The following is a 25,539-nucleotide window of genomic DNA, read 5'->3' on the forward strand; positions in this document are numbered from 1 at the left end:
GGCATGGCTACACGGCGAGCCTAATCCGGATGGAACCATGATCACAGCCAAGCTTTCGCCTGCCCTTGCCGCCCTGCTTCTGTTCGCCGCGCCCCATGCGGCCCATGCTCAGCAGCAGCGCGATGACACGCCCCCTGTCGCTTTCGGAGATACCGCCGAAAAGGATGACGAGGACAAGGACGAAAAGGCCGCGCCGGCCCTGCGTACCTATGCGCCGATCGAATATGATGCGGCGGTCGATCCCGAAAATGTCTGGGTGCTTGATCTGTCGAATGGCCAGCGGGTCAAGATCCGGCTTCAGGCTGACTGGGCCCCTGGCCACGTAGAGCGAATCAAGGAACTCACCCGGCGCGGCTTTTACGATGGCGTGGTGTTCCACCGCGTGATCGAAGGCTTCATGGCGCAGGGCGGCGATCCGACCGGAACGGGGCAGGGCGGCAGCGAACTTCCCGATCTCAAGGCCGAATTCAACCCCATGCCGCATGTGCGCGGCACGCTGGCGATGGCGCGCGCTTCGGAAGAAGACAGCGCCAACAGCCAGTTCTTCATCGTGTTCTACCCGCGCTTCAGCCTCGACAAGAAATACACCAATCTGGGCCGGGTGATCGACAACATGGAAGCCGTGGACGCGATCAACCGGGGCGAACCGCCCGAGCAGCCGACTTACGTCGTGCAAGCATCGATCGCGAGCGACAATCGCCCGGTGCCTCCGCCGCCCGCACCGGCGGCGGACGAGCCGATTTCGGCCGACATGCTGAGCGCGCCGATCGACTAAAAGGCTTTTCGCAGGCGCGCGGTGCCGCTACGCGCCGCGCCCATGAAGGTTGATCTGTTCGATTTCGATTTGCCGCAGGATCGCATTGCCCTGCGTCCGGTGCGCCCGCGTGATGCGGCGCGGATGCTGGTGGTTCGCGGGCAGGATGCGCCTTTCGAAGACCAGCATGTGCATGAACTGCCCGATCTGCTGAACCCCGGTGATGTGCTGGTGTTCAACGACACCCGCGTCATCCCCGCCCAGCTCGAAGGCCGCCGTGCTGACGGAGAGGCGAAGATCGGCGCGACGCTGCACAAGCGGATCGACCTGCGCCGCTGGCAGGCCTTCGTCCGCAATGCCAAGCGGGTGAAGGAAGGCGATCAGCTGGTGTTCGGCGGCGGCGTCACCGCCATTGCCGAGGGGCGGCTTCCCGATGGTTCGATCACGCTGTTCTTCGAAGGGGAAGAGCCGGTCGAAGTGCTGCTGACCCGCGCGGGCACCATGCCGCTGCCGCCCTATATTGCCAGCAAACGCGGGGTGGATGCGCAGGATCTGGAAGATTACCAGACCATGTTCGCGGCGGAAGAAGGCGCGGTCGCCGCCCCCACGGCATCGCTGCATTTCACGCAAAGGCTGGTCGACGCGCTTGATGCGCGCGGCATCGATCGGGCGATGCTGACGTTGCACGTAGGGGCAGGCACCTTTCTTCCGGTCAAGGCCGAGGATACCGACGACCACCAGATGCACGCAGAGTTTGGCCGCATTTCGCAATGCACGGCTGAGCGGCTCAACCAAGCCCGCGCCAAGGGTGGCCGGATCATCGCGGTAGGCACCACCTCACTGCGCCTGCTGGAAAGCGCGGTGAACGAGAACGGCGTTATCCAGCCTTTCGCCGGGGACACTGCGATTTTCATCACGCCGGGCTACAAATTGCGCGCCGTGGATGGGCTGATGACCAATTTCCACCTGCCCAAATCCACCCTGATGATGCTGGTCAGCGCGCTTATGGGCCGCGACCGGATGATGGCGGCCTATGCCCATGCCATTGCCAACGAATACCGCTTCTATTCCTATGGTGACTCCTCGTTGTTGCTGCCCTAACTGGGTTTCATGTCCGAACCCATCCTCTCGATCCGCGGCCTGACCAAAACCTATAAGGGCGGCACGCGGGCGCTGGACGGAGTCGATCTCAGCATCAACCGGGGTGAGATTTTTGCGCTGCTCGGGCCGAACGGCGCGGGCAAGACCACGCTGATCGGCGCTGTTTGCGGGCTTGTGCGCCCGACCAGCGGTACGATGACGGCTTTTGGCCACGATCTGTCGCGCGATTGGCGCAGGGCGCGGGCGCGCATCGGCTTGGTGCCGCAGGAACTGGCGACCGACATGTTCGAAACCGTATGGCGCGCGGTGGCCTATTCGCAAGGGTTGTTCGGCAAGCCTTATGATCCTGCGCGCCTCGGGGAAATCCTCAAGAGCCTGTCACTGTGGGACAAGAAGGACGCGCAGATTCGCGCACTGTCCGGCGGAATGAAGCGCCGTGTGCTGATTGCAAAGGCGCTGGCGCATGATCCCGAATTGCTGTTCCTCGATGAACCCACCGCGGGCGTGGACGTGGAACTGCGCAAGGACATGTGGCAGCAGATCGCCGCGCTGAAAGAACGCGGCGTCACCATCATCCTCACCACCCATTACATCGAGGAAGCCGAAGAAATGGCCGACCGCGTCGGCATCATCCAGGGCGGCCGCATCCTGATGGTTGATGAAAAGCGCGCCATGATGGAACGGCTTGGCACCACTGAAGCGGTGATCGATCTGGCCGCGCCGCTGGCTGCACTGCCGCCCGAGATTGCTGCATTCCCGGTCGAACTCGCCGACGGCGGCACCCGCCTGATTTACCGCGGCGGCAACGGGGAGGGCGGGGGCCGCGCCGATGTCGCGCAACTGGCGCAGGCACTGACTCGCGCCGGGGTGGCCTTCACCAGCCTCGACATTCATGACAGCTCGCTTGAGGACATTTTTGTCGGCCTGCTTGGCGGTAAGGAGGCAGCATGATGACCTTCAACTGGCGCAGCGCCTTTGCGATCTATCGCCGCGAAATGAGCCGCGCCTTCCGCACCGCGTTCCAGTCAATCCTGTCGCCGGTGCTCACCACCTCTCTTTACTTCGTGGTGTTCGGAACAGTGATCGGTGCGCGGATGGAGCCGATAGGCGGGGTGCCTTACGGCGCTTTCATTATCCCCGGCCTGCTCATGCTCACCCTCTTGGGCGAGACGACGAGCAACGCCAGCTTCGGCATCTATATGCCGCGCTTCACGGGCACGATTTACGAACTGCTTTCGGCACCCGTGGGCGTGGCAGAAACGCTGACGGGATTTGTCGGCGCGGCAATGACCAAGGGACTGATTCTGGCGGCCATCATCCTCACCACCGCGACGTTCTTTGTCGATTACGAGATCAGATACCCGGTCTTTGCCGCATTATACATCATGCTGGTCGCTTCGAGTTTCGCGCTGTTCGGATTCATCCTCGGCATCTGGGCCGATTCGTTCGAGAAGCTCGGCATCATCCCGCTGCTGATCCTTACTCCGCTGACCTTTCTGGGCGGCACCTTCTATTCGATCCGCGATCTTCCCGCCCCGTGGGACGATATCGCGCTCGCCAACCCGATTGCCTTTCTGGTGAGCGGCTTGCGTTACAGCTTCTATGGCGTCGCCGATGTGCCGATCGCGGTTTCGCTGGGCTTGACGCTCGGCTTTCTGGTGGCCTGTGTGGCGGTCATTGCGATCATCTTCCGCACGGGCTGGCGGCTGCGCGAGTAATCCGCAAAGGGTCGTCAGTCGCCCTTGGTCGGGTGCAATACACCCTTGGGCGGACATTAACGACAAGCTGTCTGTTCGTTCATTGCGCGGAAAGTTGGCCGTCCCCATATGCGCGATGCCTGCCGCACCCCCTGCGGCCGGACTAACAAAGGAAAAGATTATGCGTAAATTCGCATTCACCACTCCCGTGCTCCTTGGCGCAGCGATGAGCGCAATCGCTCTCCCGGCCGCAGCACAGGCCCAGTCCACCACCAGCCAGCCCGAAGTTTTCGTCGGCGCGTCGGCCGGTATCCATGATCTGGGCACCGGCATCGATAACGACGATGGCGGCATCTACGGTGTGGTCGCCGGCGTTGATTTCCCCGTTGGCGAAACCCTGTTCGTCGGTGCCGAAGGCAACTACCACTTCGGTGATGGCGCCATCGACAACGAATACGGCGTCTCTGCCCGCCTCGGCGCGCGCGTTGGCCAGAACGCCAAGGTGTTCGTGCGCGGCGGCTATCAGGAAGTCGATATCGACGTCCGCAACCTGTTCGGCATCAATCCGCCCGCAGGCTTTGATACCACCGACGGCGATTACCTCGTCGGCGCTGGCGTCGAATTCGGTCTGGGTGACGGCCCGATCCGTTTCCGCGCCGGTATCGACACCATCGCATTCGACACAACCCGTGCCACTGCGGGCGTGCTGTTCGCGTTCTAATCCGCGAACAGACTGAATCGAGGGCAGGGGTCGCACAGCGCGGCCCCTGCCCTTTTTTGTTGTGTGGGTGACAGCGCGGCACGGGGCAGCTAGGGGCGCGGGCGCGATGATTGCTCCCCGTTTCTCCTTCACCCTCCACGCCACCGACGGCAAGGCGCGCACCGGTGCGATTGCCATGCAATGCGGCGAAATCCGCACGCCCGCCTTCATGCCGGTTGGCACCGCAGCGACCGTCAAGGCGATGAAGCCCGAAGCGGTGCGCCAGACAGGTGCCGACATTATCCTGGGCAACACCTACCACCTGATGCTGCGCCCCGGCGCTGAACGGGTGGCGCGGCTTGGCGGGCTGCACAAGTTCATGAACTGGCAGAGGCCGATTCTGACCGACAGCGGCGGCTATCAGGTGATGAGCCTTTCCGAACTGCGCAAGCTGACCGAACAGGGTGTGGAGTTTCGCAGCCATCTTGATGGCTCCAGGCATATGCTCACGCCCGAACGCAGCATGGAGATCCAGCGGCTGCTCGGCTCCGATATCGTCATGGCGTTCGATGAATGCCCGCGTGCCGACCGTTCGCGTGACGAGATCGCGGCATCGATGGAGCTTTCGATGCGCTGGGCCAAACGCAGCCGCGAAGGCTTCGACAGCGGCGAAGATCATGCCGCCCGTGCAGCGCTGTTCGGCATCCAGCAGGGCGCGCTGCACGAAGACCTGCGCCGGATCAGCGCCGATGCGCTCACCGATATCGGCTTTGATGGCTATGCTGTCGGTGGGCTTGCCGTAGGCGAAGGGCAGGAGGCGATGTTCGGCGTGCTCGACTATGCGCCTGACATGCTGCCGGTGGATCGCCCGCGTTACCTGATGGGCGTGGGCAAGCCGGATGATCTGGTGGGCGCGGTGGAGCGCGGGATCGACATGTTCGATTGCGTGCTGCCGACCCGGTCGGGGCGCAACGGGCAGGCATTTACCTGGAACGGCCCGCTCAATCTGCGCAACGCCCGCTTTGCCGAGGATACCGGCCCGCTGGATGAACGCTGCGCCTGCCCGGTCTGCACAACCTATAGCCGCGCCTATATCCATCACCTTGTGAAATCAGGCGAGATGCTGGGCGCAATGCTGGTGACCGAACATAACCTCAGCTTCTATCAGGCCTTGATGCAGGGGATGCGCGATGCCATTGCGGGCGGACGATTTAACGATTTTGCCGCTACATTCCGGCGCGATTACCTTGGAAGTTCCGTTTGATGCCTGATAGCGCCGTGAAACACCCTGAAGCCTGCCAGACCATGTTCGATGTGCGTGCCGGGGTCGATGCGCTCGACACCGAACTGGTGGCGCTGCTGGCAAGGCGCTTTGGCTACATGCGCGCCGCCGCACGGATAAAGCCAAGCCGTGATGCCGTGCGTGATGAAGCGCGCAAGGCCAGCGTTATTGCCGCAGCTGTGACGGAAGCAGAGGCGCATGGCATCCCCGCTGATGTCATCGCCGACATCTGGGAACGGCTCGTCGAAGGCTCGATCGCCTATGAATTCGCCGAATGGGACAGCATCAGGGACTGATGACAGCACCACATCACAACGAAAAAGGGCGGCCCCGCAAGGCCGCCCTTTTTGTAATGTGTCGCTGGCAACTGGATCAGCGCGAGTAGAATTCCACTACCAGGTTCGGCTCCATCGTGACCGGATAGGGCACTTCGTCGAGCTTCGGCACGCGGGTGAAGGTGATCTTGTCGGTTCCGTCGGTCTGGACGTAATCGGGAATGTCACGCTCGGCGAGGCTCTGGGCTTCGATCACGAGCGCCATTTCCTTGGCCTTGCTGCCGAGGCTGACAACGTCGCCGATCATCACGCGGCGCGAGGCGATGTTACACTTCACACCGTTCACATAAATGTGGCCGTGGCTGACAATCTGGCGGGCCGAGAAGATCGTCGGCGCGAACTTGGCGCGGTACACCACCATGTCCAGACGCTGTTCGAGCAAGCCGATCAGGTTCTGGCTGGTATCGCCCTTCATGCGCGATGCTTCGGCATAGGTGCGCTTGAACTGCTTTTCGGTGACGTCGCCGTAATAGCCCTTGAGCTTTTGCTTGGCGCGCAGCTGCAGGCCATAATCGCTCATCTTGCCCTTGCGACGCTGACCGTGCTGGCCGGGGCCGTAAGAACGCTTGTTCACCGGGGAATTGGGCCGACCCCAGATGTTTTCGCCCATCCGGCGGTCAAGCTTGTACTTGGCGCTTTTGCGCTTCGACATACGTCTTCCTTCAAATTTGCAGAGCCGCCCACCATGGGCAGCCATTTAACCCGGCATCGCACCAGCAGGACAATTTTCCTGCTGCGGCCACCGCTTCACCGGGGTGCGGGACCAATTGCGAAGGCGCGCGCATAGCAGGAACGCCGCCGAGGTCAAGCCCGGCGCGCCCGAAACGCGGCGCGATCTGCCCTCGCTGGCCGGCCTATCTGGGATTGTTGAGTTGGCGCCATTCTTCGGTGGTGCGGCAAATCTTGGTCTTGCGGCGGCTTGCCATATCAAGCCTTATATAACGGCAGATCCGCTTGTCCTCAGTTGCGGCATCATCGCCTTCGGGTTCGGCACTGTCAGGCGCAGATTGCTCGGCCGGTTCCTCGCTTTCCGGAGGAGTGCTGGCCATCGCGCTGGCAGGGAAGATCAACATCGCGCAGCCGATGGCAAGCAGACGTGAATGCGAAACAATCATCAACAATCTCACAGAATTAACAGGGGGGCGCATAGAATTATCGCGCGATCAGCGTCTGTCCAACGCCAATCGACCAACGACGTTAACGGCGGGGATTGCGCGCCAGGGCGGTAAGAACACCGCGCAATGTGCGCACCTCAAGGTGGTTCCACCCCGGCTTGGTCAGCACCCCGCGCAGGGTGCGATGGGTTGCCTCGGCGCGCCCTTCGGGCAGGAAATAGTCGCGTGGCTCAAGCAGCTTGATGAAGTGAGCGATCAAACCTTCAAGCTCTTCCTGCGGCGCGGGGGGCAAAATTTCCTCGACCGTCGGTTGCACCAGAGCCGCGCCTGCACCGGCCATCTCGCGCCCCATTCGCGACCATTCGTAGGCGACCAGAATTACCGCCTGGGCAAGGTTGAGCGATCCGAACTCCGGATTGATCGGCACGGTCAGGATATTGCGGGCCAGCGCGACATCTTCGGTTTCCAGCCCCGAACGTTCGGGGCCGAACAGGATGGCGTGACGGCCCGGCAGACTATGGACCTGCCGCCCGGCTTCGTCCGGCGTGACCACCGGCTTGGTCACTCCGCGTTTGCGCACGGTGGTGGCGTGGACATAGGCGCAATCGGCCACGGCGTCGGCAGTGGTGGCATATACCTTGGCATCGGCCAGCACGCTGTCCGCGCCCGCCGCAGCAGGGCCAGCCGAAGGGTTGGGCCAGCCATCGCGAGGAGAAACCAGCCGCATCTCGGTCAACCCGAAATTGAGCATTGCACGCGCCGCCTTGCCGATATTCTCGCCCAGTTGCGGACGCACCAGCACGATCACCGGCTTGTTCAGATCGGCCATTTTGCGATTATTCTTTCGCGGCTTGCTGTACGGTGCTCGCAAACTCTTCGAAGTCACGCGCCTCGGAGAAATCGCGATAGACGCTGGCGAAGCGGATGTACGCGACCGAATCGATCTGGCGCAGGCCCTCCATTACCAACTCGCCAATATGGGCTGACGGAACTTCAGGCTCGCCCGAGGTTTCGACCTGCCGCTGGATGCCGGAAATCAGCTGGTCGAGGCGTTCCTGATCGATCCCGCGCTTGCGTGATGCGAGTGCGACGGATTGTTCGAGTTTGGAGCGTTCAAACGGTTCGCGCCGGTCTCCGGACTTTACCACTACCACTTCGCGCAATTGGACACGCTCGAATGTGGTGAAACGCGCCCCGCACGATGAACACTGACGGCGCCGCCTGATCGAGGCGTTGTCCTCGGTCGGGCGGCTATCTTTTACTTGGGTATCGTCATGGGCACAAAAGGGACAACGCATTCAATCGGTTACTTCTTGATCCGCTGATAAAGCGCGAAGCTCGCGCCGGCAATCAGCCCCACCGGCCACGAAACTACGGGCAGCAGCAGCCCGGCAGCCGCGCCGATCGCTGCACCGGTCAATACCGGTTTCGTTGATGGGTGATTCAGGCCTTCCTTTGCCATCCCCCCGAGCTCTTCCTTGAACTCCTCGGTCCAGTCCGAACCGTTGTTCTTGGGCTCTCTCATCGTATCGTACTCCGTTGTGCCATCACATGCCGGGATAAACGGGGAAGTCGGCACAGAGTGCGCTGACCCGCTGGCGGACGCTTTCTTCGATCTGCGCGTCGCCTTCGGGGCCGTTTTTGGAAAGGCCTTCAACCACTTCGGCGATGAGCTTGCCAATAGTGCGGAACTCGTCCGGGCCGAAACCGCGCGTGGTTCCCGCAGGCGTGCCGAGACGGATGCCGCTGGTGACGAAGGGCGAACGGGTGTCGAACGGGATGCCGTTCTTGTTGCAGGTGAGCCAAGCGCGGTCGAGGCCCTTTTCCGCGTCCTTGCCGGTCACGTCCTTGGTGGTCAGATCGACCAGCATCGAGTGGTTATCCGTGCCGCCGCTGACAATGCGCAAGCCGTTTTCCTCGAGGCTCGCCGCCAATGCGCGAGCGTTATCGACGATGCGGTGGGCATATTCACCGAAAGACGGGTCCAGCGCTTCCTTGAAAGCTACCGCCTTGGCCGCGACGATGTGCATCAGCGGGCCGCCCTGAAGGCCGGGGAACACCGCCATGTTGAGCGGCTTGGTGAACTTCTCGTCGTTCCACAGGATGATGCCCGAACGCGGGCCGCGCAGGCTCTTGTGGGTGGTCGAGGTGACGATGTCGCAATGCGGGAAGGGCGAGGGGTGCGCGCCGCCTGCAACAAGGCCGGAAATGTGGCTCATGTCGCACAGCAGGATCGCACCCACTTCATCGGCGATGGCGCGGAAGGCGGGAAAATCCCAGGTGCGCGAATAGGCAGTGCCGCCGCAGATGATCAGCTTGGGCTTGTGTTCACGCGCGGTGGCGGCAACCGCTTCCATGTCGATCCGCTCGTCACCCTGACGCACGCCGTAGCTGACAGGATTGAACCACTTGCCGCTCATATTGACCGGCGATCCATGGGTAAGGTGCCCGCCGGAGTTCAGATCCAGGCCCATGAAGGTATCGCCGGGGTTCAGCAGCGCAAGGAACACGGCCTGATTCATCTGCGAGCCGCTGTTGGGCTGCACATTGGCAAAATTGCAACCGAACAACTGCTTGGCGCGGTCAATTGCCAGCGTTTCGACCACATCGGCATAATCGCAGCCGCCATAGTAACGCTTGCTCGGATAGCCTTCGGCATACTTGTTGGTGAACACAGAACCGGCAGCTTCCAGCACGGCGCGGCTTGCGATGTTTTCGCTTGCGATCAGTTCGATCTTGTCGCGCTGGCGGGCGAGTTCCTTGCCGATGGCAGCCGCGATTTCCGGATCGGCGTGGGCAAGATCGTCTTTCCAGAAGCCATCCATCGGGCTCTGGGTGCGGGCGGCAAAATCAATCGGGGCGGTGCTCATTGATGGGTCTCGATATGATCGGGCTGGAACGGGGGCTTGCCAAGCTTGCCGACGCGGCGCTGGTGGCGTCCGGCCGGATCGCCGGCATCGGCGAATTCGGTATCTAGGAAGGTTGCAACGCAGGCTTTGGCCATCTCTATCCCTACGAGACGCGCGCCCATTGCGATGCAATTGGCATCATTATGTTCGCGTGCGAGCGCGGCCGAAAGCGGTTCTGACACCAGCGCGCAGCGCACCTGCGGGTGGCGGTTGACGCTCATCGAAATGCCGATGCCGCTGCCGCATAGGGCGACGCCGAATTCGACCGTGCCTTCGGCGACGATTTCGGCAAGGCGGTAGCCGTAATCGGGGTAATCGACGCTCACCCCCGGTTCGGGGCCGAGGTCGGCGACTTCGTGGCCTTCTTCGATAAGCCACTCGACCAGATCGGTCTTCAGCTCGGTCGCGGCGTGGTCAGAGGCGATGGCGATGCGCATGGCAGCCCTATAGGCTTTGAAGCCGCGATTCTCCACCCCTAGGCCCCGGGTTTTCGACCAAGAGACGACGGTGAATGAAAAACCCCGCCGAAGCGGGGTTTTCCGTGTCTTACTGATCCAAAAATGACCGCATCTTGCGCGACCGGCTCGGGTGCTTGAGCTTGCGCAGCGCCTTCGCTTCGATCTGGCGGATACGTTCGCGGGTCACCGAGAACTGCTGGCCGACTTCTTCCAGCGTGTGATCGGTGTTCATCCCGATGCCGAAGCGCATCCGCAGCACGCGTTCTTCACGCGGGGTGAGGGATGCCAGCACGCGGGTGACGGTTTCCTTGAGGTTGGCCTGAATCGCGGCATCCACCGGAATGATCGCATTCTTGTCCTCGATGAAATCGCCCAGATGGCTGTCTTCCTCGTCGCCAATCGGCGTTTCGAGAGAGATCGGCTCCTTGGCGATCTTCATCACCTTGCGCACTTTTTCGAGCGGCATGGAAAGGCGCTGCGCCATTTCTTCCGGAGTCGGCTCGCGGCCTTCCTCGTGCAGGAACTGGCGGCTCGTGCGCACCAGCTTGTTGATCGTTTCGATCATGTGCACCGGAATACGGATGGTGCGGGCCTGATCCGCAATGCTCCGCGTGATCGCCTGCCGGATCCACCATGTGGCGTAGGTGCTGAACTTGTACCCCCGGCGGTATTCGAACTTGTCGACCGCCTTCATCAGGCCGATATTGCCTTCCTGAATAAGATCAAGGAATTGCAGGCCGCGGTTCGTGTATTTCTTGGCGATGGAAATCACCAGACGCAGGTTCGCCTCGACCATTTCCTTCTTGGCGATCCGCGCCTCGCGCTCGCCTTTCTGCACCATGTTGACGATGCGGCGGAACTCGGGGAGGCTCATGCCGGTCTGCGCGGCGATATCGGAGATTTCGCTGCGGATGCGCTCGATCGCGTCTTCCTCGCGCTCGGCAAAGGCGGCCCACTTCTTGTCCTTCTTGGCGCGCTCCTTGATCCACGCATCGTCCATCTCGTTGCCCATATAGGCGTTGAGGAAGTCGATCCGCTTGACCTTGTGACGTTCCGCCAGGCGCAGCATCTGCCCGCCCAGCGTGGTCAGGCGGCGGTTGAAGGCATAAAGATTGTCGACCAGAAATTCGATCTTGGTCGCGTGGAACTGCACGCTTTCAACCTCGGCGGTGAGGTCTTCGCGCAGCTGTTCGTACTTCTTTTCCTTCGCCGCAGGGAAATCGTTACCCATCGCCAGCGTTTCGACGCGCTCGCCCTGAAGCTTTTCAAAGGCAAGGAACAGCGTGGTGATGCGGGCAAAGGTTTCGAGCGCTTCGGGCTTCAGCGCGGCTTCCATCTGGGCCAGGGAGAGGGTGTTGTCTTCTTCCTCTTCCTCTTCGCGCTTGGGCCGGCCTTCGCCGTCTTCATCGTCCTCGTCCGCTTCGGGCTCGTCCTTGACCTCGTCATCCTCGCGGATGGTCGGGCCGGCGGTGGCTTCGGAGATTTCGCCGTCGTCGTCGTCATCCTCGGCGCCTTCGGCCATCTTGTCGGCCGGCGGTTCCTTGGAGAGCATGGCGTCCAGATCGAGGATCTCGCGCAGCTGCATGTCGCCGCTGTTGAGCGCTTCGGACCACTGGATGATGGCGTGGAAGGTGATGGGGCTTTCGCACAGCCCCATGATCATCATGTCGCGTCCGGCTTCGATGCGCTTGGCGATGGCGATTTCGCCTTCGCGGCTGAGCAGCTCGACCGCGCCCATTTCGCGCAGGTACATGCGCACCGGATCATCGGTGCGCTCGCCAGTCGCCAGCTTGCGGTTGCCGGCGCGGGCATCCTTGGCAGGGCCCTTTTTCTCGCCGTCATCCTCATCATCATCATCGTCGTCATCGGCGGCAACTTCGGGTGCTTCTTCGCCATCGGCTTCAGCCTCGGCGTCTTCGTCATTCTCGACGATCTGCACGCCCATTTCGCTGAGCGCGGTCTGGATATCCTCGATCTGGTCGGGGCTCATCTCGCCAGAAGGCAGCGCTTCGTTCAGTTCGTCATAGGTGACGTAACCGCGCTTTTTCGCCTTGCTGATCAGCTTCTTGATCGAAGCCTCGTTGAGATCGATCAGCGGAGCGTCTTCCTTCTCGGCCATATTCTGATATCATTCCGTTGCCGTGCGACCCGGTGCCTTGCGCTGCGCACGAGGCTGGCCGCATGTTAATCCCATTCCGCCCGTCAGGCGGCATTATCGTCGGTGGCCGACTGTGACGCTTTGCGGCGTCCGAAGGCCTTCAATCTCTCTTCAACTGCCGTGAGCTGCGTGCGCAGGCGATTCTGTTCGGCAAACGACCCTTCCGGATCGCTGTCGAAACGCGATATGGTGGCCGCAAGCGCAGCCTCCAGCGCCGGCCTTTCGACCAGCAGCGACACAGCTTCAGCCAATTCCTCGCACGCAGCGCCGGGATCGTTGCCTTCATCAAGGAAGGCGTAGCGGATATCTGCCGGCGGGGCAGGATGACCTTGCGCGCTGCATATGGCGCTTAGCCCGCGCGAATCAAGCGTTTCTGCAAGTTCGAACAGCGATTCGATCAAAGAAGCGGCTTCGCGGTCAAGCCGGGCGAGGCTGGAGAGGGCTTCGGCGTGGCGATTGATCTCTTGCGGGAAGCGGGTCAGCCCGGCGATCACGGCGGTCAGCAGGCCCTGTCGCTGCCCGCCCGCCATCATCCCGGAAAGCTGGACGCGCGCGGATTCCGACAGGCCCGGCGGCGGCGGGGGAGACCCGCCACGCCACGGTTGCCGCTGGCCCGGCTGAAACGCAGGGCGGGGCGGGCGGGGCGGGTAGGCGAAGGCGGAAAACCGGTCGGAAAGTTCGCGCCGGTATAGGCCTTTGATTTCAGGATCGGCGATGGTTTCGACATGCGCCATCAGCCGCGCCTTCAACCCTGCCTTGGCCTCCGGCGTGGCGAGCGGCTGCGCATCGCGTTCAAACTCCCACAGGGTGTCGATCAGATTGGCAGGGCTGGCGAGCAGCCGCTCCATCGCAGCTTTGCCCTGCGCCTTGATAAGATCATCGGGATCGAGCCCCGCCGGCAATCGCACGATATTGAGCGATCGCATCGGCGCCAGCAATGGCAGCGCCCGCGCAATCGCCCGCATTGCGGCACGCTGACCTGCCGCATCACCATCGAAGCACAGCACCGGCGCATCGACCATGCGCCACAGCAGTTCGAGCTGCATCTCGGTCAGCGCCGTGCCGAGCGGAGCGACCGCATCGGCAATCCCCGCATTGGCGAGGGCGATGACATCCATATAGCCTTCGACGACCACCACCCGCCCGCTCTGGCGCGCAGCAGGCGCGGCGCGGTGCAGGTTGTAGAGCGTGCGGCCCTTGTCGAACAATTCGGTATCAGGCGAATTGAGATACTTCGCCACGCCGTCCCGCTTATCGAGAATGCGCCCGCCGAAAGCGATCACCCGCCCGCGCGCATCTTGGATCGGCAGCATCACCCGGCCGCGGAAACGATCATACCGCTCGCCCTGGTCGTTGGCGGCGCGCATCCCGGCGCCTTCGAGCATATCCTCGCCGAATTGCGACAGCGCCTTGGGGATCGCCTGCCGATCATCGGGCGCCCATCCGAAGCCGAATTCGCGGCAGACGGCGGCGGAAAAGCCGCGCCGTTCGAGGTATTCCCGCGCAACCCTGCCGCCCGGCGCGGCGAGACTGGCGACATAAAATGCCTGCGCGGCGTCTGTCACATCGATCAGGCTGGCGCGGGCCTCCGCACGGCGAGCCATGGCCGGATCGGGCGCGGGCACTTCCATTCCGGCAGACGCAGCCAGTTCCTTCACCGCATCCATGAATTGCAGGCCCTGCTGGTCAACCATCCAGCTGATCGCATCGCCATGCGCCCCGCAACCGAAGCAGTGATAAAACTGCTTCTGGTCGTTCACATAGAAACTGGGCGTCTTTTCGTCATGGAACGGGCAGCACCCCTTCCATTCCCGCCCCGCGCGCGTCAGCTTGACGCTGCGCATCACCAGCGTGGACAGCGTAATCCGCGCGCGCAGTTCGTCCTTCCATTGCGGGGTGATGGCCATCGAAGTCTACTGCTCCCCCACTCCGTTCGTGTCGAGCGAAGTCGAGACACCTTTCAGTGGATCACCTGTGGATCGTTCTGCCGGCGGCTTGGAGAAGTAAGACAGCGCTTGCCAGTCAGAACGCGCCAATGCTTCTTTCTTGGCGCGAGACCATTTCTTGACCGTCAGTTCAGTCGCAAGTGCCTCGTGACGGGTTGGGAAGTCCTGCGCCCATAGCAGGGTGACTGGTCGGCGTTGCGAGGTGAATTCACAGAACCCGCCTTGGTGATGCTCAGCTAATCGACGCTCGAGGTCATCAGTGTGGCCGGTGTAGTACAGCCCGTCGGAACATCGAAGGATGTAACACCAAAAGGCCATCCCGCACCCATATCCGTTCGCCTCGAGCGCAGTCGAGAGGCCATTTCACCATTACGAGGGGTGTCTCGACTTCGCTCGACACGAACGGAGTTTGGCTTTTTTAGCTCAAGGCCGCCTTCACCAGCCCGCTGGCCAGTTTGCCATCCAGCACTGCGCCGTGGCGGGCCTTCAATTCCGCCATCACGGTGCCCATGTCCTTGATGCTGGACGCGCCGGTTTCTGCCTTGATCGATTCGATGGCAGCACGCGTGGCTGCCTCGTCCATCATCTGCGGCAGAAACTCCTCGATCACGGCGAGTTCGGCGCGTTCCACCGCGGCCAGTTCATCGCGCCCGCCGCTCACATACATATCAATCGATTCGCGGCGCTGCTTGGCCATCTTCTGGAGCACGCTGACCACCAGTTCATCATCGGGAATCACCTTGCCGCTGGTGCGCTCCTCGATATCGCGATCCTTGATCTTAGCGCTGATCTGGCGGAGCGCGGCGGTGCGGTCTTTCTCGCCCGCCTTCATGGCGGTGATGGTGGCGGCCTTGATATCGTCGCGGATCATTTGCACGTTTCCTGTGGATTGAACTGTCGGGCGCGCCTCTAACGCAAATAGAGGGCCAAGCCTAGGTTGACGCGGAGGGCTGCGGGCCTTAGCGCGCAAAACTTAGCAACATCGCTGGCTTTTACTCAAACGGAGCGCCCCCAATGGCCGACCCCGCATCTTTCCGTGCGCAACCTGATGGCGCTACGGGAGTCCTCGTTCTGGCCGATGGTACGGTGGTGTGGGGCCGCGGTTTCGGCGCGGCGGGCGTGGCGGTGGGCGAGGTGTGCTTCAACACCGCGATGACCGGCTATCAGGAAGTGATGACAGATCCCAGCTACGCGGCGCAGATCGTCACCTTCACCTTCCCGCATATCGGCAATGTCGGCGCGAACGGCGAGGATGTTGAAAGCAAGGTCGAAGGCGCGGTCGGCTGCGTGGTGCGTGAAGACGTGACCGAGCCTTCCAGCTTCCGCTCGATCGAGAAGTTTGGCGAGTGGATGGTGCGCAATGGCAAGATCGGCCTCAGCGGCGTGGACACCCGCGCCCTGACCCGCCGCATCCGCCAGACCGGCGCGCCCAACGCCGTGATCGCCCATGCACCGGACGGCAAGTTCGACATCCCCGCGCTGATCGAACGCGCCAAGGGCTGGGCAGGGCTGGAAGGCATGGACCTTGCGGTGCGAGTTACCCGCGAGAAGCATGAAAGCTGGGAGGGCGGTTACTGGACGCTCGGCAAGGGATATGGCCGCGCGCCTTGGACCAAGTCGTCACCCACTTCCGTTCGCCCTGAGCCTGTCGAAGGGCTGCACTTCTCTTCCGAAGAAAAGGACAGTGCTTCGACAAGCTCAGCACGAACGGATGAAGGAAAACTCCCCCATGTCGTCGCCATCGACTATGGTTCCAAGGACAACATCTTCCGCAATCTGGTGAAGGCCGGAGCGCGGGTGACGGTGGTGCCGGCCAAGGCTTCGTTCGATGATGTGATGGCGCTCGCGCCCGATGGCGTATTCCTTTCCAACGGCCCCGGCGATCCGGCGGCGACGGGAGAATATGCGGTGCCGGTGATCCGCGCTCTGCTCGATGCCGACATGCCGATCTTCGGCATCTGTCTGGGCCACCAGCTGCTGGCGCTGGCGGCGGGCGCGAAGACGATCAAGATGCACCAGGGCCACCGCGGCGCGAACCATCCGGTGCAGCGCGTCGGCGAGGGCTGGGGGGAGACTTCGGGCCTCGTCGAGATCACCTCGATGAACCACGGCTTCACGGTGGACGCTGCGACCCTGCCGGAGAATGTCGAACAGACCCATGTGAGCCTGTTCGACGGGACGAATTGCGGCATTGCGATCAAGGGCAAGCGGGCCTTTGCGGTGCAGTATCACCCCGAGGCAAGCCCGGGGCCGCAGGATAGTTTCTACCTGTTCGAGAAGTTTGTCGGGGGGCTGGGGTGATGATTAATTTTAGCCGCATACTAGGGGTGCTTCTGGCGACAATTTACATGGTGATTAGTCCACCAACCGTGGCGCAGAAAACACATGTTACTGAGGACGAATTGCGAGCCTTAAAAAGCCTCGCTCAAAGCACACTTCCTGAGGGCTCTGCCATTCTTGCCGTTTGTGGTCCGTCAGACGGGCAGGGGTATTATCTTTGGCCTCGACACGAGGGATGGCAAAACGACCCGATATCGGCTGGGCGACTTGTTTTCGTGGTTGCACCAGATAACCAGCCAAACGTGCTCTTTCTTGATGCTCGTGGTGAATTTATCAGTGCTAAGGATGATGGTGGCATCCTTTCCTTTTCGTTCCTTGACCCAGAGACCGGATCATTCGGAATTATTGAAACCTATCCATCCACAGGTGTGACTTCGACATACGTCGTGACAGTCTCTCCCGAAGGAGAGCTCTATGGTCTTTGGACTTCACTAAAATCTCACATTTCGTCGGCCAACATTTCCAAGGTAACCGCCCACGTAACTCGCTGCACGACATAATGACGAGATACGCATTCCTGATCGCCCAGAACTCTCTTCCCCTTATAGCGCAGGTTCCGCGCGAGGCTGGGCAGTCGCTTTTCCGCCATTGTGGTACACCCATCCCCAACCCCTTCCCTCAGGGAAGGGGAACCAAGTAGCGAAGTTGAGCTAAATGCCCAAAAGAACAGACATTTCCTCGATCCTCGTCATTGGCGCTGGCCCGATCATCATCGGGCAGGCCTGCGAATTCGATTACTCCGGCACGCAGGCGATCAAGGCGTTGAAGGAGGAAGGCTACCGCGTCATCCTCGTCAACTCCAACCCCGCGACGATCATGACCGATCCCGAGTTCGCCGACGCCACCTATATCGAGCCGATCACGCCCGATATCGTCGCCAAAATCATCGCCAAGGAACGGCCCGATGCGCTGCTGCCGACGATGGGCGGGCAGACCGCGCTGAACTGCGCGCTGGCGCTGGATGCGGACGGCACGCTGGCGAAATACGGCGTCGAGATGATCGGCGCGAAAGCGGACGCGATCGACAAGGCCGAAAACCGCCAGCGGTTCCGCGATGCGATGACCAGCATCGGGTTGGAAAGCGCCCGCAGCGGCGTCGCCAACACGCTCGAAGAAGCGCGCGTGATCCTCGAACGCACGGGCCTGCCTTCGATCATCCGTCCCAGCTTCACGCTTGGCGGCACGGGCGGCGGGATTGCCTATAACAAGGCGGAATTCGACCAGATCGTGCGCGAAGGCCTCGACGCCTCGCCCACCACCGAAGTGCTGATCGAGGAATCGCTGCTCGGGTGGAAAGAGTTCGAGATGGAGGTGGTGCGCGACCGCAAGGATAACGCGATCATCATCTGCGCCATCGAAAACGTCGATCCCATGGGCGTCCACACCGGCGACAGCATCACGGTCGCCCCGGCGTTGACGCTGACCGACAAGGAATACCAGATCATGCGCAACGCGAGCATTGCTTGCCTGCGCGAAATCGGCGTGGAAACCGGCGGTTCCAACGTGCAGTTCGCGGTCAATCCCAAGGATGGCCGCCTGATCGTGATCGAGATGAACCCGCGCGTGTCGCGCTCATCAGCGCTGGCATCCAAGGCCACCGGCTTCCCCATCGCCCGCGTCGCGGCGAAACTGGCGGTCGGCTACACGCTGGATGAACTCACCAACGAAATCACCGGCGCAACCCCTGCCAGCTTCGAACCGACCATCGATTACGTCGTCACCAAGATCCCGCGTTTCGCCTTCGAAAAGTTCAAGGGCGCGGCGACCGATCTTTCGACCGCGATGAAATCCGTGGGCGAAGTCATGGCGATTGGCCGCAATTTCCAGGAATCCATGCAGAAGGCCCTGCGCGGGTTGGAAACCGGGCTCGACGGGTTCAACCGCGTGATCGAGCTGGAAGGCCAGCCGCGCGATGTCATTAATGCCGCCCTGTCGCGCCGCACGCCTGACCGGCTGCTGAAGGTCGCGCAGGCTTTCCGCGAAGGTCTCAGCGTCGAGGATATCGCCGCCGTCACATTCTACGATCCGTGGTTCCTGCGCCAGATCGAAGGCATCATCGATGCCGAGCGCGAAGTGCAGAAAGATGGCTTGCCCCGCGATGCGGCGGGCCTGCGTCGCTTGAAAGCGATGGGCTTTTCGGACAAGCGCCTTGCCACGCTTGCCGTCCGCTCGGTCGGCGTTGCGGGCGGCATGGGGGAGACGCAGGCCAAGCGTTCCGGCCTGCTCCACGATGCTCTGGTCGCCATGGCCGGTGCCACCAGTGCCGCCGAAGTGCGCGCCTTGCGCCAAAAGCTGGGTGTGAACCCGGTATTCAAACGCATCGACAGCTGCGCTGCCGAGTTCGAGGCGATCACACCCTACATGTATTCGACCTACGAAGCCCCCAGCTTCGGTGAGGCCGAATGCGAGGCCATGCCATCCGACCGCCGCAAGGTCGTGATCCTTGGTGGCGGGCCGAACCGGATCGGGCAGGGGATCGAGTTCGATTACTGCTGCGTCCACGCCTGTTTCGCGCTGGCCGAGCAGGGCTTCGAGACGATCATGGTCAACTGCAACCCCGAAACCGTCTCGACCGATTACGACACATCGGACCGGCTGTATTTCGAGCCGCTGACCGACGAGGACGTGCTGGAAATCCTGCGGGTGGAACAGCAAAACGGCGAACTGGTGGGCGTAATCGTGCAGTTCGGCGGGCAGACCCCGCTGAAACTGGCGCAGGCGCTGGAGGATGCGGGCATCCCGATCCTCGGCACATCGCCCGATGCGATTGACTTGGCCGAAGACCGTGAACGCTTCGCCAAGCTGGTGAGCAAGCTGAAGCTGAAGCAGCCCGATAACGGCATCGCCCGCAGCCGCGATGAAGCCGCTGCTGTGGCAGCACGCATCGGCTATCCGGTGCTGCTGCGCCCGTCCTATGTGCTGGGCGGCCGCGCGATGGAGATCGTCGACAGCGAAGCGCAGCTTGATAACTACATTGCCACCGCGGTGAACGTGTCAGGCGATAGCCCGGTGCTGATCGACCAGTACCTGCGTGACGCCATCGAATGCGATGTCGATGCGCTGTGCGATGGCGAGGAAGTGCGCGTCGCGGGCGTGATGCAGCATATCGAGGAGGCGGGCGTCCATTCGGGCGATAGTGCTTGCACCTTGCCGCCCTATTCGCTGCCGCCCGAAATCATCGCCGAGATGGAACGTCAGGCCGAACTGCTCGCCCATGCATTGAGCGTGGTCGGGCTGATGAACATCCAGTTCGCGGTGAAAGACGGCGAGGTTTACCTGATCGAGGTCAACCCGCGTGCCAGCCGCACGGTGCCCTTTGTCGCCAAGGCGATCGGCCAGCAGGTCGCCAAGATCGCGGCGCGGGTGATGGCGGGCGAAAAGCTGGCCGCCTTCCCGCCGTTCAAGCGTGATCTGCCTTATATGGCGGTGAAAGAAGCAGTGTTCCCGTGGGCGCGCTTCCCCGGTGCCGATCCGGTGCTGAGCCCGGAAATGAAATCGACCGGCGAGGTCATGGGGATCGACGCGAGTTTCGAGGCCGCCTTCCTGAAATCGCAGATCGGGGCCGGGATGATCCTGCCCCGCAGCGGCACGGTGTTCGTTTCGGTCAAGAACACCGACAAGACAGTGATCGTCCCCGCCGTGCGCCGCCTGATCGAAGTGGGCTTCCGCATCATTGCCACCGATGGCACGCAAAGTTTCCTTGCCGAACAGGGCCTTGCGGTAGAACGGGTGAACAAGGTTGCCGAAGGACAGCCGCATATCGTCGACCGCATCATCGACGGCGATATCGCGCTGATCTTCAACACCACCGAAGGTTGGCAATCATTGATGGACAGCAAATCGATCCGTCAGGCAGCGCTTGCCAACAAGGTGCCGTACTACACAACGGCGGCGGGCAGTGTCGCGGCAGCGGCAGCGATTTCGACGATTAGCCCCGATCAGCTTGAAGTCCGGTCGTTGCAGGACTATTATGGAAGCTGACTGAGCCTTCTCCCCCACATCGAAAGCAGTCTGAGCCGTAAAGTTTGAACGGCCGGGTTCGCTTTTCCGATAGACGGGTGGATGTTCGAAAAAACGAACGAAAGAACAGGATGATGGCGACGATGGAAAAGGTTCCGATGCTGGCCGAGGGGTATGAGCGGCTGACTGCTGACCTCAAAATGCTGCGCGAAGAACGCCCGAAAATCGTCGAAGCGATCGAAGAAGCGCGCGCCCACGGCGACCTTTCGGAAAATGCCGAATATCATGCGGCCAAGGAACGCCAGGGCCAGGTCGAAGCCATGATCGGCGACATCGAAGGCATGGTCAGCCGCGCCCAGATCATTGATCCAGCCACGCTTTCGGGCGACCGGATCATCTTTGGCGCAACCGTGACGCTGCTCGATGATAACGACAAGCCGATCAAGTACCAGATCGTCGGCCAGACCGAAGCGGATGCGAACAAGGGCCGCATCTCCTACAGCTCGCCGCTGGCGCGCGCGCTGATCGGCAAGCAGGTGGGTGACGATATCGAAGTGACCGTGCCTTCGGGCGAGCGGTTCTACCACGTCGACAAGATCGAATTCATCTAGCCGCGATCGGGTCTGTCATGCCGATTGCGCCTGTCAGACCCGTTGCCGAACGCCAGCTTGCCGCTCATTTTGTGGCTGAGGGTGCGATCAGCATGGCTGATGCCATTGCCTTTGTTCCGGTGAAGGCAGGCCAGAAGCGGGCATTCGACCGGCTGAAGGGCGCGGATGTGCTCAAGACAGACGGGCAAGGGCGCTGGTATCTGGATGAGGCGAAATGGGGCAAACATCGCTCCGATCGCCGCACGCGAGCGGTGCTGACCATGCTTGCCGTGGCCGCTGCCGGAGCTTTCGCAGCGCTGCGCTAGGTCGATCTAGACCCCGTCTAGACCCCCTCTAGCCTCGTTTAGACCCCTGTTAGACCCTGTCCCGGCCCGCTCTGTCCGGTGTTTCACGTGAAACATTACGGCAAACGGGCAGGGATGGCCTCAGTCTTCAGGCGTCAGCAGCTTGTGGATGTGAACCACCACATACTTCATCTCGGCATCGTCAACTGTGCGCTGCGCCTGTGCGCGCCATGCCTCGACCGCGGCCTCATACGAACTGTAGACGCCGACAACGTGGATGCTTTCCGGATCCTGGAACTCGATCGCGCGCGGATCGGTCACGCGTCCGCCCATCACGAGGTGGAGCCGCTGGGAGGGGGTGGTTTCTGCCATGATACAAGCCCTTGGGGAGGAAGGATGGGCGCCCCCTTAACGCCTGCTGCGCCAAGGGCAAGCCTCCCTCCGCGAAAATGCCTGTCAGCGGTTGGTCTTGCGCTTGATATCGGCGACCACGCTATCGGCCTTCGCACGCGACTTTCGGGCCAGATCGCGCACCTGCGTGCTGGCCGTATCGGTGAGTTCACCGGCGCGGTTTTGCCCTGCGCGTGCGGCATCGGCAGCTTCGTCCATTGCCGTCATGATATAGCCGATCACAGCTTCGCCGAGCATGACGCCAATCCGCGAACCGCCGCGAGATGTTACCCCCTTCACGCTGGAGGACGCGGTTGAAGCAGCACCGCTAACCGCGTCGGTGGCGCTGTTCACCACGCGGCGGGCAACCTGCCGGCCGGGACGGGTGAGCAGGCCGATGACAAGTCCTGCCGCTACCGCGCCACCGATCACGGTCAGCGGGTGGGCCTTGGTATATTCCACTGCCGCATCAGTTGCTTCACGCGCCTGATCGGCGAGGGTGCGGTCGGCATTGCGGCGCTCAGCCGCGTCGATCCGGGCACGCAAGCTATCACGCTTGCTGTCGGCGGGGATGGGGGGCTGGTCGGTCATTCGGGGTCTCCTTCGGTCGCGGGGGAGGCAAGCGTGTTGCCGTCGTCGTCTCTGGCTAGGTCCTCGTCATCAGACCCGACGATTTCATCGAGCCAATCGAGGATGGGGCCGCGGGTAAACCACAGCACGATCACACCGACCAGCAGCGCCACCCAGCCTTTCTGGTCGCCAACCTGTTTGATCAGATCATCGGCTCCGGTGCGGATCCGCTGGCTGACGGTGCTAGTAACGCCTGACGATACCCGGCTTGTAATGCTCTGTTCGCTCAGGCTTTCGCGCAGCCGCTCGACGTCATCGACCAGAACTGCGCGGGCGGCATCGCGCAACGCGCGGTCTTCGATGAAGCGTTGGGGCAGACGGTTCATGGCGTATCATCCGATCCGAACATTGCGCCAACCTGCTTGCCACTGCCGATCGCGGAATAGACCAGCACGGCAACACCAATCAGCAGCACCCCGACCACAATCGCAATCGCGCCCCAGATTGTCACATACGGGGCAAGCGCTATAACGACACCCACAGCCAGAGCGATCAGCGCGATGTGCAGCAGCACCAGTGCCAGAACCAATAGCACCAGCGATCTGCCAGCCAGTTTTCCCGCCAACTGTGCACGGGTTTTCTGAAAGGCGACCTCTGCTTCCGCGTAGAGGCGCGCATCTTCGACGAGTGCGCTTATGTCATCACGCAGTTCGGAAAAGCCGCTTTCGCCTTCGCCATCCATATTTTCCGGAAGCGCTGGTTCGCTTCCGGGAATTTCGGCAAGATCATCCAGCGGCCGCAGCGGGCCGGGTTCGTTGTTATCCATCACGTATCCCTGCCAACGCCAGCCTGCGATCAGCTCCGCTTGCTGGTGAACAGACGGGCGATGAAAAAGCCGACCACAGCGGCAACACCCACGGCAACGCCGGGGCTTTTGCGCACCATGGTGCGGGCATCTTCGCCAAGTTCCTCGACGCTCTTGGCTTCCAGCTTGGCCGATGTTTCTGCCAGCGTGCGCGAAGCCTTCCGGGCGTAGTCGCCGTATTGTTCGCCCAGCTTTTCATCGATCTGGGTGGCGCTTTCGCCCACAACCTTGCCGAGCGAGGCGATAGCATCGCTGGCAACCTGCTTGCCTTCGACCGCAAGATCGCCCGCCTTGCCCATGGCCTGTTCGCCGTATACCTTGGCTTCGCTGACCAGATCGGTGCCCTTACCCTTGGCCTGTGTGCTTACAGCACCAAGGCGGTTTTCAGCTTCGGAGCGAAGCGCCGCTGCGCCCGCCTTTGCTTCTTCAAGCGCAGCGTTGAAACGAGTCTTGGCTTCGACGACGGGGGGTGATGCGGAAGTGGATCCAGCGCTTGTCGCAGCGGTCTTCACCGGATTTGCCTTGACCGATGTCTTTGATTTGGTGGCGCCGCCCTTGGCCGGGGCCGAAGGGGTCTTGCGGGCCTTGGGGGTCACTGCGCCATTGGTGGTTTCGTTTGCCATTGTCATGCTCTCATCAACTATGTGTTCGTATGCAGGACTGAAGTGCGCTTGCGCGGAAATGTTCCAAAGCATAGGGCCATGACCACCAAGGCGCACCCAGAATCATCCAAAAGTGTCTTACTAAACTACTACACATTCCTGCTGGAGCCAAACATGACTGCCATCATCGATCTGCACGGCCGCGAAATTCTCGACAGCCGCGGAAATCCCACTGTGGAGGTGGATGTGCTGCTGGATGATGGCAGTTTCGGGCGTGCGGCTGTGCCCTCCGGCGCATCGACCGGCGCGCACGAGGCGGTGGAATTGCGTGACGGCGATGCCGCGCGCTACCTCGGCAAGGGCGTCCTCAAGGCGGTGGAAGCCGTCAACACCGAAATCCGCGAACTGCTGGTCGACAATTTCGATGCCGAAGACCAGCGCGACATCGATCTGTCGCTGATCGCGCTTGATGGCACTGCCAACAAGGCCCGTCTGGGCGCGAACGCGATCCTGGGCACATCGCTGGCGGTGGCCAAGGCGGCAGCGAATGCTCGCGGGTTGCCGCTCTATTCCTATCTTGGCGGTGTGTCGGCCCACGTGCTCCCGGTGCCGATGATGAATATCATCAACGGTGGCGAGCATGCTGACAACCCGATCGATATTCAGGAATTCATGATCATGCCCGTCGGTGCGGATAGCCTCGCCGAAGCGGTTCGCTGGGGGGCGGAAGTGTTCCACACCCTGAAAAAGGGGCTCGCGCAGAAGGGCTTGGCCACCAGCGTCGGCGACGAAGGCGGCTTCGCACCCGATCTCGCCAGCACCCGCGCTGCGCTCGATTTCATCATGGAATCGATTGCCAAGGCCGGGTTCAAGCCGGGCGAAGATATCGTGCTGGCGCTCGATTGTGCCGCGACCGAGTTCTTCAAGAACGGCAAATACGAAATTTCGGGCGAGGGGCTAAGCCTTTCGCCCGAAGAGATGGCCGATTACCTCGCCAAGCTCACTGCTGAATATCCGATCCGGTCAATCGAGGACGGAATGAGCGAGGATGATTTCGCGGGTTGGGCCGCGCTGACCGCGAAGATCGGGCACAATGTCCAATTGGTGGGTGATGATCTGTTCGTGACCAACCCCGCGCGCCTTTCCGACGGTATCGCCAAGGGGCTGGCCAATTCGCTGCTGGTCAAGGTCAACCAGATCGGCACGCTGACGGAAACATTGGCCGCGGTCGATATGGCGCACCGGGCGCGTTACACGTGTGTGATGAGCCACCGTTCGGGCGAAACCGAGGATGCGACGATTGCCGATCTGGCGGTTGCCACCAACTGCGGGCAGATCAAGACCGGATCGCTTGCGCGGTCCGACCGGCTTGCGAAATATAACCAGCTGATCCGCATTGAGGAAGAGCTGGGCGACAGCGCGATCTATGCCGGGCGTGGTTGTTTCGGAGGGCGATGCTGAA

29 protein-coding genes are annotated in these 25,539 nt (G+C 61.8%); 13 read left to right on the top strand and 16 right to left on the bottom strand.

The features are described from left to right. The first annotated feature begins 37 nt into the window (after window positions 1-37). The 7 genes from IP79_RS02685 to IP79_RS02715 all read left to right on the top strand — a co-directional run bounded on the left by IP79_RS02685 (window position 38) and on the right by IP79_RS02715 (window position 5,830). Window positions 38-775: a peptidylprolyl isomerase gene (locus tag IP79_RS02685; protein WP_054117684.1), complete on the top strand. Its 738-nt coding sequence runs from the start codon at window positions 38-40 to the stop codon at window positions 773-775. 42 nt (window positions 776-817) lie between these two features. Beyond that, window positions 818-1,855 carry a tRNA preQ1(34) S-adenosylmethionine ribosyltransferase-isomerase QueA gene (gene queA / locus IP79_RS02690; RefSeq protein ID WP_054117685.1) on the top strand — a complete coding sequence of 346 codons (1,038 nt, stop codon included), beginning with the start codon at window positions 818-820 and terminating at the stop codon, window positions 1,853-1,855. A 9-nt stretch (window positions 1,856-1,864) separates the two neighbouring features. Next, a complete protein-coding gene (locus IP79_RS02695) occupies window positions 1,865-2,806 on the top strand; it encodes an ABC transporter ATP-binding protein (protein WP_054117686.1) in 942 nt (313 codons plus the stop codon). Beyond that, entirely contained in the window at window positions 2,803-3,573 is a 771-nt protein-coding gene (locus IP79_RS02700) for an ABC transporter permease (RefSeq protein WP_054117687.1), read from the top strand. The genes IP79_RS02695 and IP79_RS02700 overlap by 4 nt, the downstream gene beginning before the upstream one ends. 160 nt (window positions 3,574-3,733) lie before the next feature. Further along, a complete protein-coding gene (locus IP79_RS02705) occupies window positions 3,734-4,273 on the top strand; it encodes an outer membrane protein (RefSeq protein ID WP_197273713.1) in 540 nt (179 codons plus the stop codon). A gap of 109 nt (window positions 4,274-4,382) precedes the next feature. Beyond that, window positions 4,383-5,516 carry a tRNA guanosine(34) transglycosylase Tgt gene (gene tgt / locus IP79_RS02710; RefSeq protein WP_054117997.1) on the top strand — a complete coding sequence of 378 codons (1,134 nt, stop codon included), beginning with the start codon at window positions 4,383-4,385 and terminating at the stop codon, window positions 5,514-5,516. Continuing rightward, window positions 5,516-5,830: a chorismate mutase gene (locus IP79_RS02715; protein ID WP_054117689.1), complete on the top strand. Its 315-nt coding sequence runs from the start codon at window positions 5,516-5,518 to the stop codon at window positions 5,828-5,830. Before tgt ends, IP79_RS02715 begins: the two co-directional genes overlap by 1 nt. A 76-nt stretch (window positions 5,831-5,906) precedes the next feature. On the opposite strand, the gene rpsD is transcribed toward IP79_RS02715, so the two are convergent. The 11 genes from rpsD to IP79_RS02765 all read right to left on the bottom strand — a co-directional run bounded on the left by rpsD (window position 5,907) and on the right by IP79_RS02765 (window position 15,326). After that, window positions 5,907-6,521 (bottom strand): 30S ribosomal protein S4, encoded by a 615-nt coding sequence (gene rpsD / locus IP79_RS02720; RefSeq protein ID WP_054117690.1) that lies wholly within the window; start codon window positions 6,519-6,521, stop codon window positions 5,907-5,909. A gap of 202 nt (window positions 6,522-6,723) precedes the next feature. Then, the gene (locus IP79_RS02725) at window positions 6,724-6,984 is read right to left on the bottom strand and encodes a hypothetical protein (protein ID WP_054117691.1); all 261 of its coding nucleotides are present in this window, start codon (window positions 6,982-6,984) and stop codon (window positions 6,724-6,726) included. A gap of 82 nt (window positions 6,985-7,066) precedes the next feature. Further along, window positions 7,067-7,813, bottom strand: a complete 747-nt coding sequence (locus IP79_RS02730; protein WP_054117692.1) for an RNA methyltransferase — start codon at window positions 7,811-7,813, stop codon at window positions 7,067-7,069. Window positions 7,814-7,820: 7 nt separating this feature from the next. Next, window positions 7,821-8,282: a transcriptional regulator NrdR gene (nrdR, locus tag IP79_RS02735; RefSeq protein WP_054117693.1), complete on the bottom strand. Its 462-nt coding sequence runs from the start codon at window positions 8,280-8,282 to the stop codon at window positions 7,821-7,823. An 8-nt stretch (window positions 8,283-8,290) separates the two neighbouring features. Beyond that, the gene (locus IP79_RS02740) at window positions 8,291-8,509 is read right to left on the bottom strand and encodes a hypothetical protein (RefSeq protein WP_054117694.1); all 219 of its coding nucleotides are present in this window, start codon (window positions 8,507-8,509) and stop codon (window positions 8,291-8,293) included. 22 nt (window positions 8,510-8,531) lie between these two features. After that, window positions 8,532-9,809 carry a serine hydroxymethyltransferase gene (glyA, locus tag IP79_RS02745; protein WP_156318080.1) on the bottom strand — a complete coding sequence of 426 codons (1,278 nt, stop codon included), beginning with the start codon at window positions 9,807-9,809 and terminating at the stop codon, window positions 8,532-8,534. A 41-nt stretch (window positions 9,810-9,850) separates the two neighbouring features. Then, window positions 9,851-10,330, bottom strand: a complete 480-nt coding sequence (locus IP79_RS02750; RefSeq protein WP_054117696.1) for an RpiB/LacA/LacB family sugar-phosphate isomerase — start codon at window positions 10,328-10,330, stop codon at window positions 9,851-9,853. Window positions 10,331-10,439: 109 nt separating this feature from the next. Continuing rightward, window positions 10,440-12,470, bottom strand: coding sequence for an RNA polymerase sigma factor RpoD (gene rpoD / locus IP79_RS02755; protein ID WP_054117697.1), 2,031 nt, complete (start codon window positions 12,468-12,470; stop codon window positions 10,440-10,442). Between the two features lie 83 nt (window positions 12,471-12,553). Further along, window positions 12,554-14,416 (bottom strand): DNA primase, encoded by a 1,863-nt coding sequence (gene dnaG, locus IP79_RS02760; protein ID WP_054117698.1) that lies wholly within the window; start codon window positions 14,414-14,416, stop codon window positions 12,554-12,556. A 6-nt stretch (window positions 14,417-14,422) separates the two neighbouring features. Continuing rightward, entirely contained in the window at window positions 14,423-14,773 is a 351-nt protein-coding gene (locus tag IP79_RS15165; RefSeq protein ID WP_082336969.1) for a GIY-YIG nuclease family protein, read from the bottom strand. Between the two features lie 100 nt (window positions 14,774-14,873). Next, on the bottom strand, window positions 14,874-15,326 hold the full coding sequence (locus tag IP79_RS02765) for a GatB/YqeY domain-containing protein (protein ID WP_054117699.1): 453 nt from the start codon (window positions 15,324-15,326) through the stop codon (window positions 14,874-14,876). A 143-nt stretch (window positions 15,327-15,469) separates the two neighbouring features. Between IP79_RS02765 and carA the strand changes: the two genes are divergently transcribed. The 5 genes from carA (at window position 15,470) to IP79_RS02785 (ending at window position 21,671) form a co-directional block, all read left to right on the top strand. After that, a complete protein-coding gene (gene carA, locus IP79_RS02770; protein WP_054117700.1) occupies window positions 15,470-16,756 on the top strand; it encodes a glutamine-hydrolyzing carbamoyl-phosphate synthase small subunit in 1,287 nt (428 codons plus the stop codon). Beyond that, window positions 16,756-17,295 carry a hypothetical protein gene (locus tag IP79_RS15380; protein WP_156318043.1) on the top strand — a complete coding sequence of 180 codons (540 nt, stop codon included), beginning with the start codon at window positions 16,756-16,758 and terminating at the stop codon, window positions 17,293-17,295. The genes carA and IP79_RS15380 overlap by 1 nt, the downstream gene beginning before the upstream one ends. 154 nt (window positions 17,296-17,449) lie before the next feature. Beyond that, window positions 17,450-20,776: a carbamoyl-phosphate synthase large subunit gene (gene carB, locus IP79_RS02775; protein ID WP_054117701.1), complete on the top strand. Its 3,327-nt coding sequence runs from the start codon at window positions 17,450-17,452 to the stop codon at window positions 20,774-20,776. Between the two features lie 113 nt (window positions 20,777-20,889). Then, entirely contained in the window at window positions 20,890-21,366 is a 477-nt protein-coding gene (gene greA / locus IP79_RS02780; RefSeq protein ID WP_054117998.1) for a transcription elongation factor GreA, read from the top strand. A 92-nt stretch (window positions 21,367-21,458) separates the two neighbouring features. Continuing rightward, window positions 21,459-21,671, top strand: coding sequence for a hypothetical protein (locus IP79_RS02785; RefSeq protein WP_156318045.1), 213 nt, complete (start codon window positions 21,459-21,461; stop codon window positions 21,669-21,671). Window positions 21,672-21,791: 120 nt separating this feature from the next. Here the strand turns inward: IP79_RS02785 and IP79_RS02790 are convergent, their stop codons facing one another. The 5 genes from IP79_RS02790 to IP79_RS02810 form a co-directional block, all read right to left on the bottom strand. Next, window positions 21,792-22,022: a DUF4170 domain-containing protein gene (locus tag IP79_RS02790; protein WP_054117703.1), complete on the bottom strand. Its 231-nt coding sequence runs from the start codon at window positions 22,020-22,022 to the stop codon at window positions 21,792-21,794. 84 nt (window positions 22,023-22,106) lie between these two features. After that, entirely contained in the window at window positions 22,107-22,631 is a 525-nt protein-coding gene (locus IP79_RS02795; protein WP_054117704.1) for a hypothetical protein, read from the bottom strand. After that, on the bottom strand, window positions 22,628-22,996 hold the full coding sequence (locus IP79_RS02800) for a hypothetical protein (RefSeq protein ID WP_054117705.1): 369 nt from the start codon (window positions 22,994-22,996) through the stop codon (window positions 22,628-22,630). Before IP79_RS02800 ends, IP79_RS02795 begins: the two co-directional genes overlap by 4 nt. Then, window positions 22,993-23,436, bottom strand: coding sequence for a phage holin family protein (locus IP79_RS02805; RefSeq protein ID WP_054117706.1), 444 nt, complete (start codon window positions 23,434-23,436; stop codon window positions 22,993-22,995). Before IP79_RS02805 ends, IP79_RS02800 begins: the two co-directional genes overlap by 4 nt. Before the next feature lie 29 nt (window positions 23,437-23,465). After that, the gene (locus tag IP79_RS02810; RefSeq protein WP_233994054.1) at window positions 23,466-24,104 is read right to left on the bottom strand and encodes a hypothetical protein; all 639 of its coding nucleotides are present in this window, start codon (window positions 24,102-24,104) and stop codon (window positions 23,466-23,468) included. Between the two features lie 147 nt (window positions 24,105-24,251). Here IP79_RS02810 and eno point away from each other — a divergent pair, with 147 nt between their 5' ends. Next, the gene (gene eno, locus IP79_RS02815) at window positions 24,252-25,538 is read left to right on the top strand and encodes a phosphopyruvate hydratase (RefSeq protein WP_054117707.1); all 1,287 of its coding nucleotides are present in this window, start codon (window positions 24,252-24,254) and stop codon (window positions 25,536-25,538) included. Window position 25,539: the final 1 nt, after the last annotated feature.

Source organism: Porphyrobacter sp. AAP60, assembly GCF_001296025.1.
In the GTDB taxonomy this organism is placed as follows: Bacteria; Pseudomonadota; Alphaproteobacteria; order Sphingomonadales; family Sphingomonadaceae; genus Erythrobacter.

Coding starts and splice junctions, on each gene's coding strand:
- IP79_RS02705 (WP_197273713.1), top strand. CDS start 3,734: ATGCGTAAATTCGCATTCACCACTCCCGTGCTCCTTGGCGCAGCGATG.
- IP79_RS02765 (WP_054117699.1), bottom strand. CDS start 15,326: ATGATCCGCGACGATATCAAGGCCGCCACCATCACCGCCATGAAGGCG.
- IP79_RS15165 (WP_082336969.1), bottom strand. CDS start 14,773: ATGGCCTTTTGGTGTTACATCCTTCGATGTTCCGACGGGCTGTACTAC.
- glyA (WP_156318080.1), bottom strand. CDS start 9,809: ATGGATGGCTTCTGGAAAGACGATCTTGCCCACGCCGATCCGGAAATC.
- IP79_RS02730 (WP_054117692.1), bottom strand. CDS start 7,813: ATGGCCGATCTGAACAAGCCGGTGATCGTGCTGGTGCGTCCGCAACTG.
- IP79_RS02785 (WP_156318045.1), top strand. CDS start 21,459: ATGGCTGATGCCATTGCCTTTGTTCCGGTGAAGGCAGGCCAGAAGCGG.
- greA (WP_054117998.1), top strand. CDS start 20,890: ATGGCGACGATGGAAAAGGTTCCGATGCTGGCCGAGGGGTATGAGCGG.
- IP79_RS02725 (WP_054117691.1), bottom strand. CDS start 6,984: ATGATTGTTTCGCATTCACGTCTGCTTGCCATCGGCTGCGCGATGTTG.
- rpsD (WP_054117690.1), bottom strand. CDS start 6,521: ATGTCGAAGCGCAAAAGCGCCAAGTACAAGCTTGACCGCCGGATGGGC.
- IP79_RS02810 (WP_233994054.1), bottom strand. CDS start 24,104: ATGACAATGGCAAACGAAACCACCAATGGCGCAGTGACCCCCAAGGCC.
- rpoD (WP_054117697.1), bottom strand. CDS start 12,470: ATGGCCGAGAAGGAAGACGCTCCGCTGATCGATCTCAACGAGGCTTCG.
- queA (WP_054117685.1), top strand. CDS start 818: ATGAAGGTTGATCTGTTCGATTTCGATTTGCCGCAGGATCGCATTGCC.
- IP79_RS02740 (WP_054117694.1), bottom strand. CDS start 8,509: ATGAGAGAGCCCAAGAACAACGGTTCGGACTGGACCGAGGAGTTCAAG.
- dnaG (WP_054117698.1), bottom strand. CDS start 14,416: ATGGCCATCACCCCGCAATGGAAGGACGAACTGCGCGCGCGGATTACG.
- IP79_RS15380 (WP_156318043.1), top strand. CDS start 16,756: ATGATTAATTTTAGCCGCATACTAGGGGTGCTTCTGGCGACAATTTAC.
- IP79_RS02715 (WP_054117689.1), top strand. CDS start 5,516: ATGCCTGATAGCGCCGTGAAACACCCTGAAGCCTGCCAGACCATGTTC.
- IP79_RS02795 (WP_054117704.1), bottom strand. CDS start 22,631: ATGACCGACCAGCCCCCCATCCCCGCCGACAGCAAGCGTGATAGCTTG.
- eno (WP_054117707.1), top strand. CDS start 24,252: ATGACTGCCATCATCGATCTGCACGGCCGCGAAATTCTCGACAGCCGC.
- IP79_RS02685 (WP_054117684.1), top strand. CDS start 38: ATGATCACAGCCAAGCTTTCGCCTGCCCTTGCCGCCCTGCTTCTGTTC.
- IP79_RS02750 (WP_054117696.1), bottom strand. CDS start 10,330: ATGCGCATCGCCATCGCCTCTGACCACGCCGCGACCGAGCTGAAGACC.
- IP79_RS02700 (WP_054117687.1), top strand. CDS start 2,803: ATGATGACCTTCAACTGGCGCAGCGCCTTTGCGATCTATCGCCGCGAA.
- IP79_RS02790 (WP_054117703.1), bottom strand. CDS start 22,022: ATGGCAGAAACCACCCCCTCCCAGCGGCTCCACCTCGTGATGGGCGGA.
- IP79_RS02695 (WP_054117686.1), top strand. CDS start 1,865: ATGTCCGAACCCATCCTCTCGATCCGCGGCCTGACCAAAACCTATAAG.
- carA (WP_054117700.1), top strand. CDS start 15,470: ATGGCCGACCCCGCATCTTTCCGTGCGCAACCTGATGGCGCTACGGGA.
- nrdR (WP_054117693.1), bottom strand. CDS start 8,282: ATGCGTTGTCCCTTTTGTGCCCATGACGATACCCAAGTAAAAGATAGC.
- IP79_RS02805 (WP_054117706.1), bottom strand. CDS start 23,436: ATGGATAACAACGAACCCGGCCCGCTGCGGCCGCTGGATGATCTTGCC.
- carB (WP_054117701.1), top strand. CDS start 17,450: ATGCCCAAAAGAACAGACATTTCCTCGATCCTCGTCATTGGCGCTGGC.
- IP79_RS02800 (WP_054117705.1), bottom strand. CDS start 22,996: ATGAACCGTCTGCCCCAACGCTTCATCGAAGACCGCGCGTTGCGCGAT.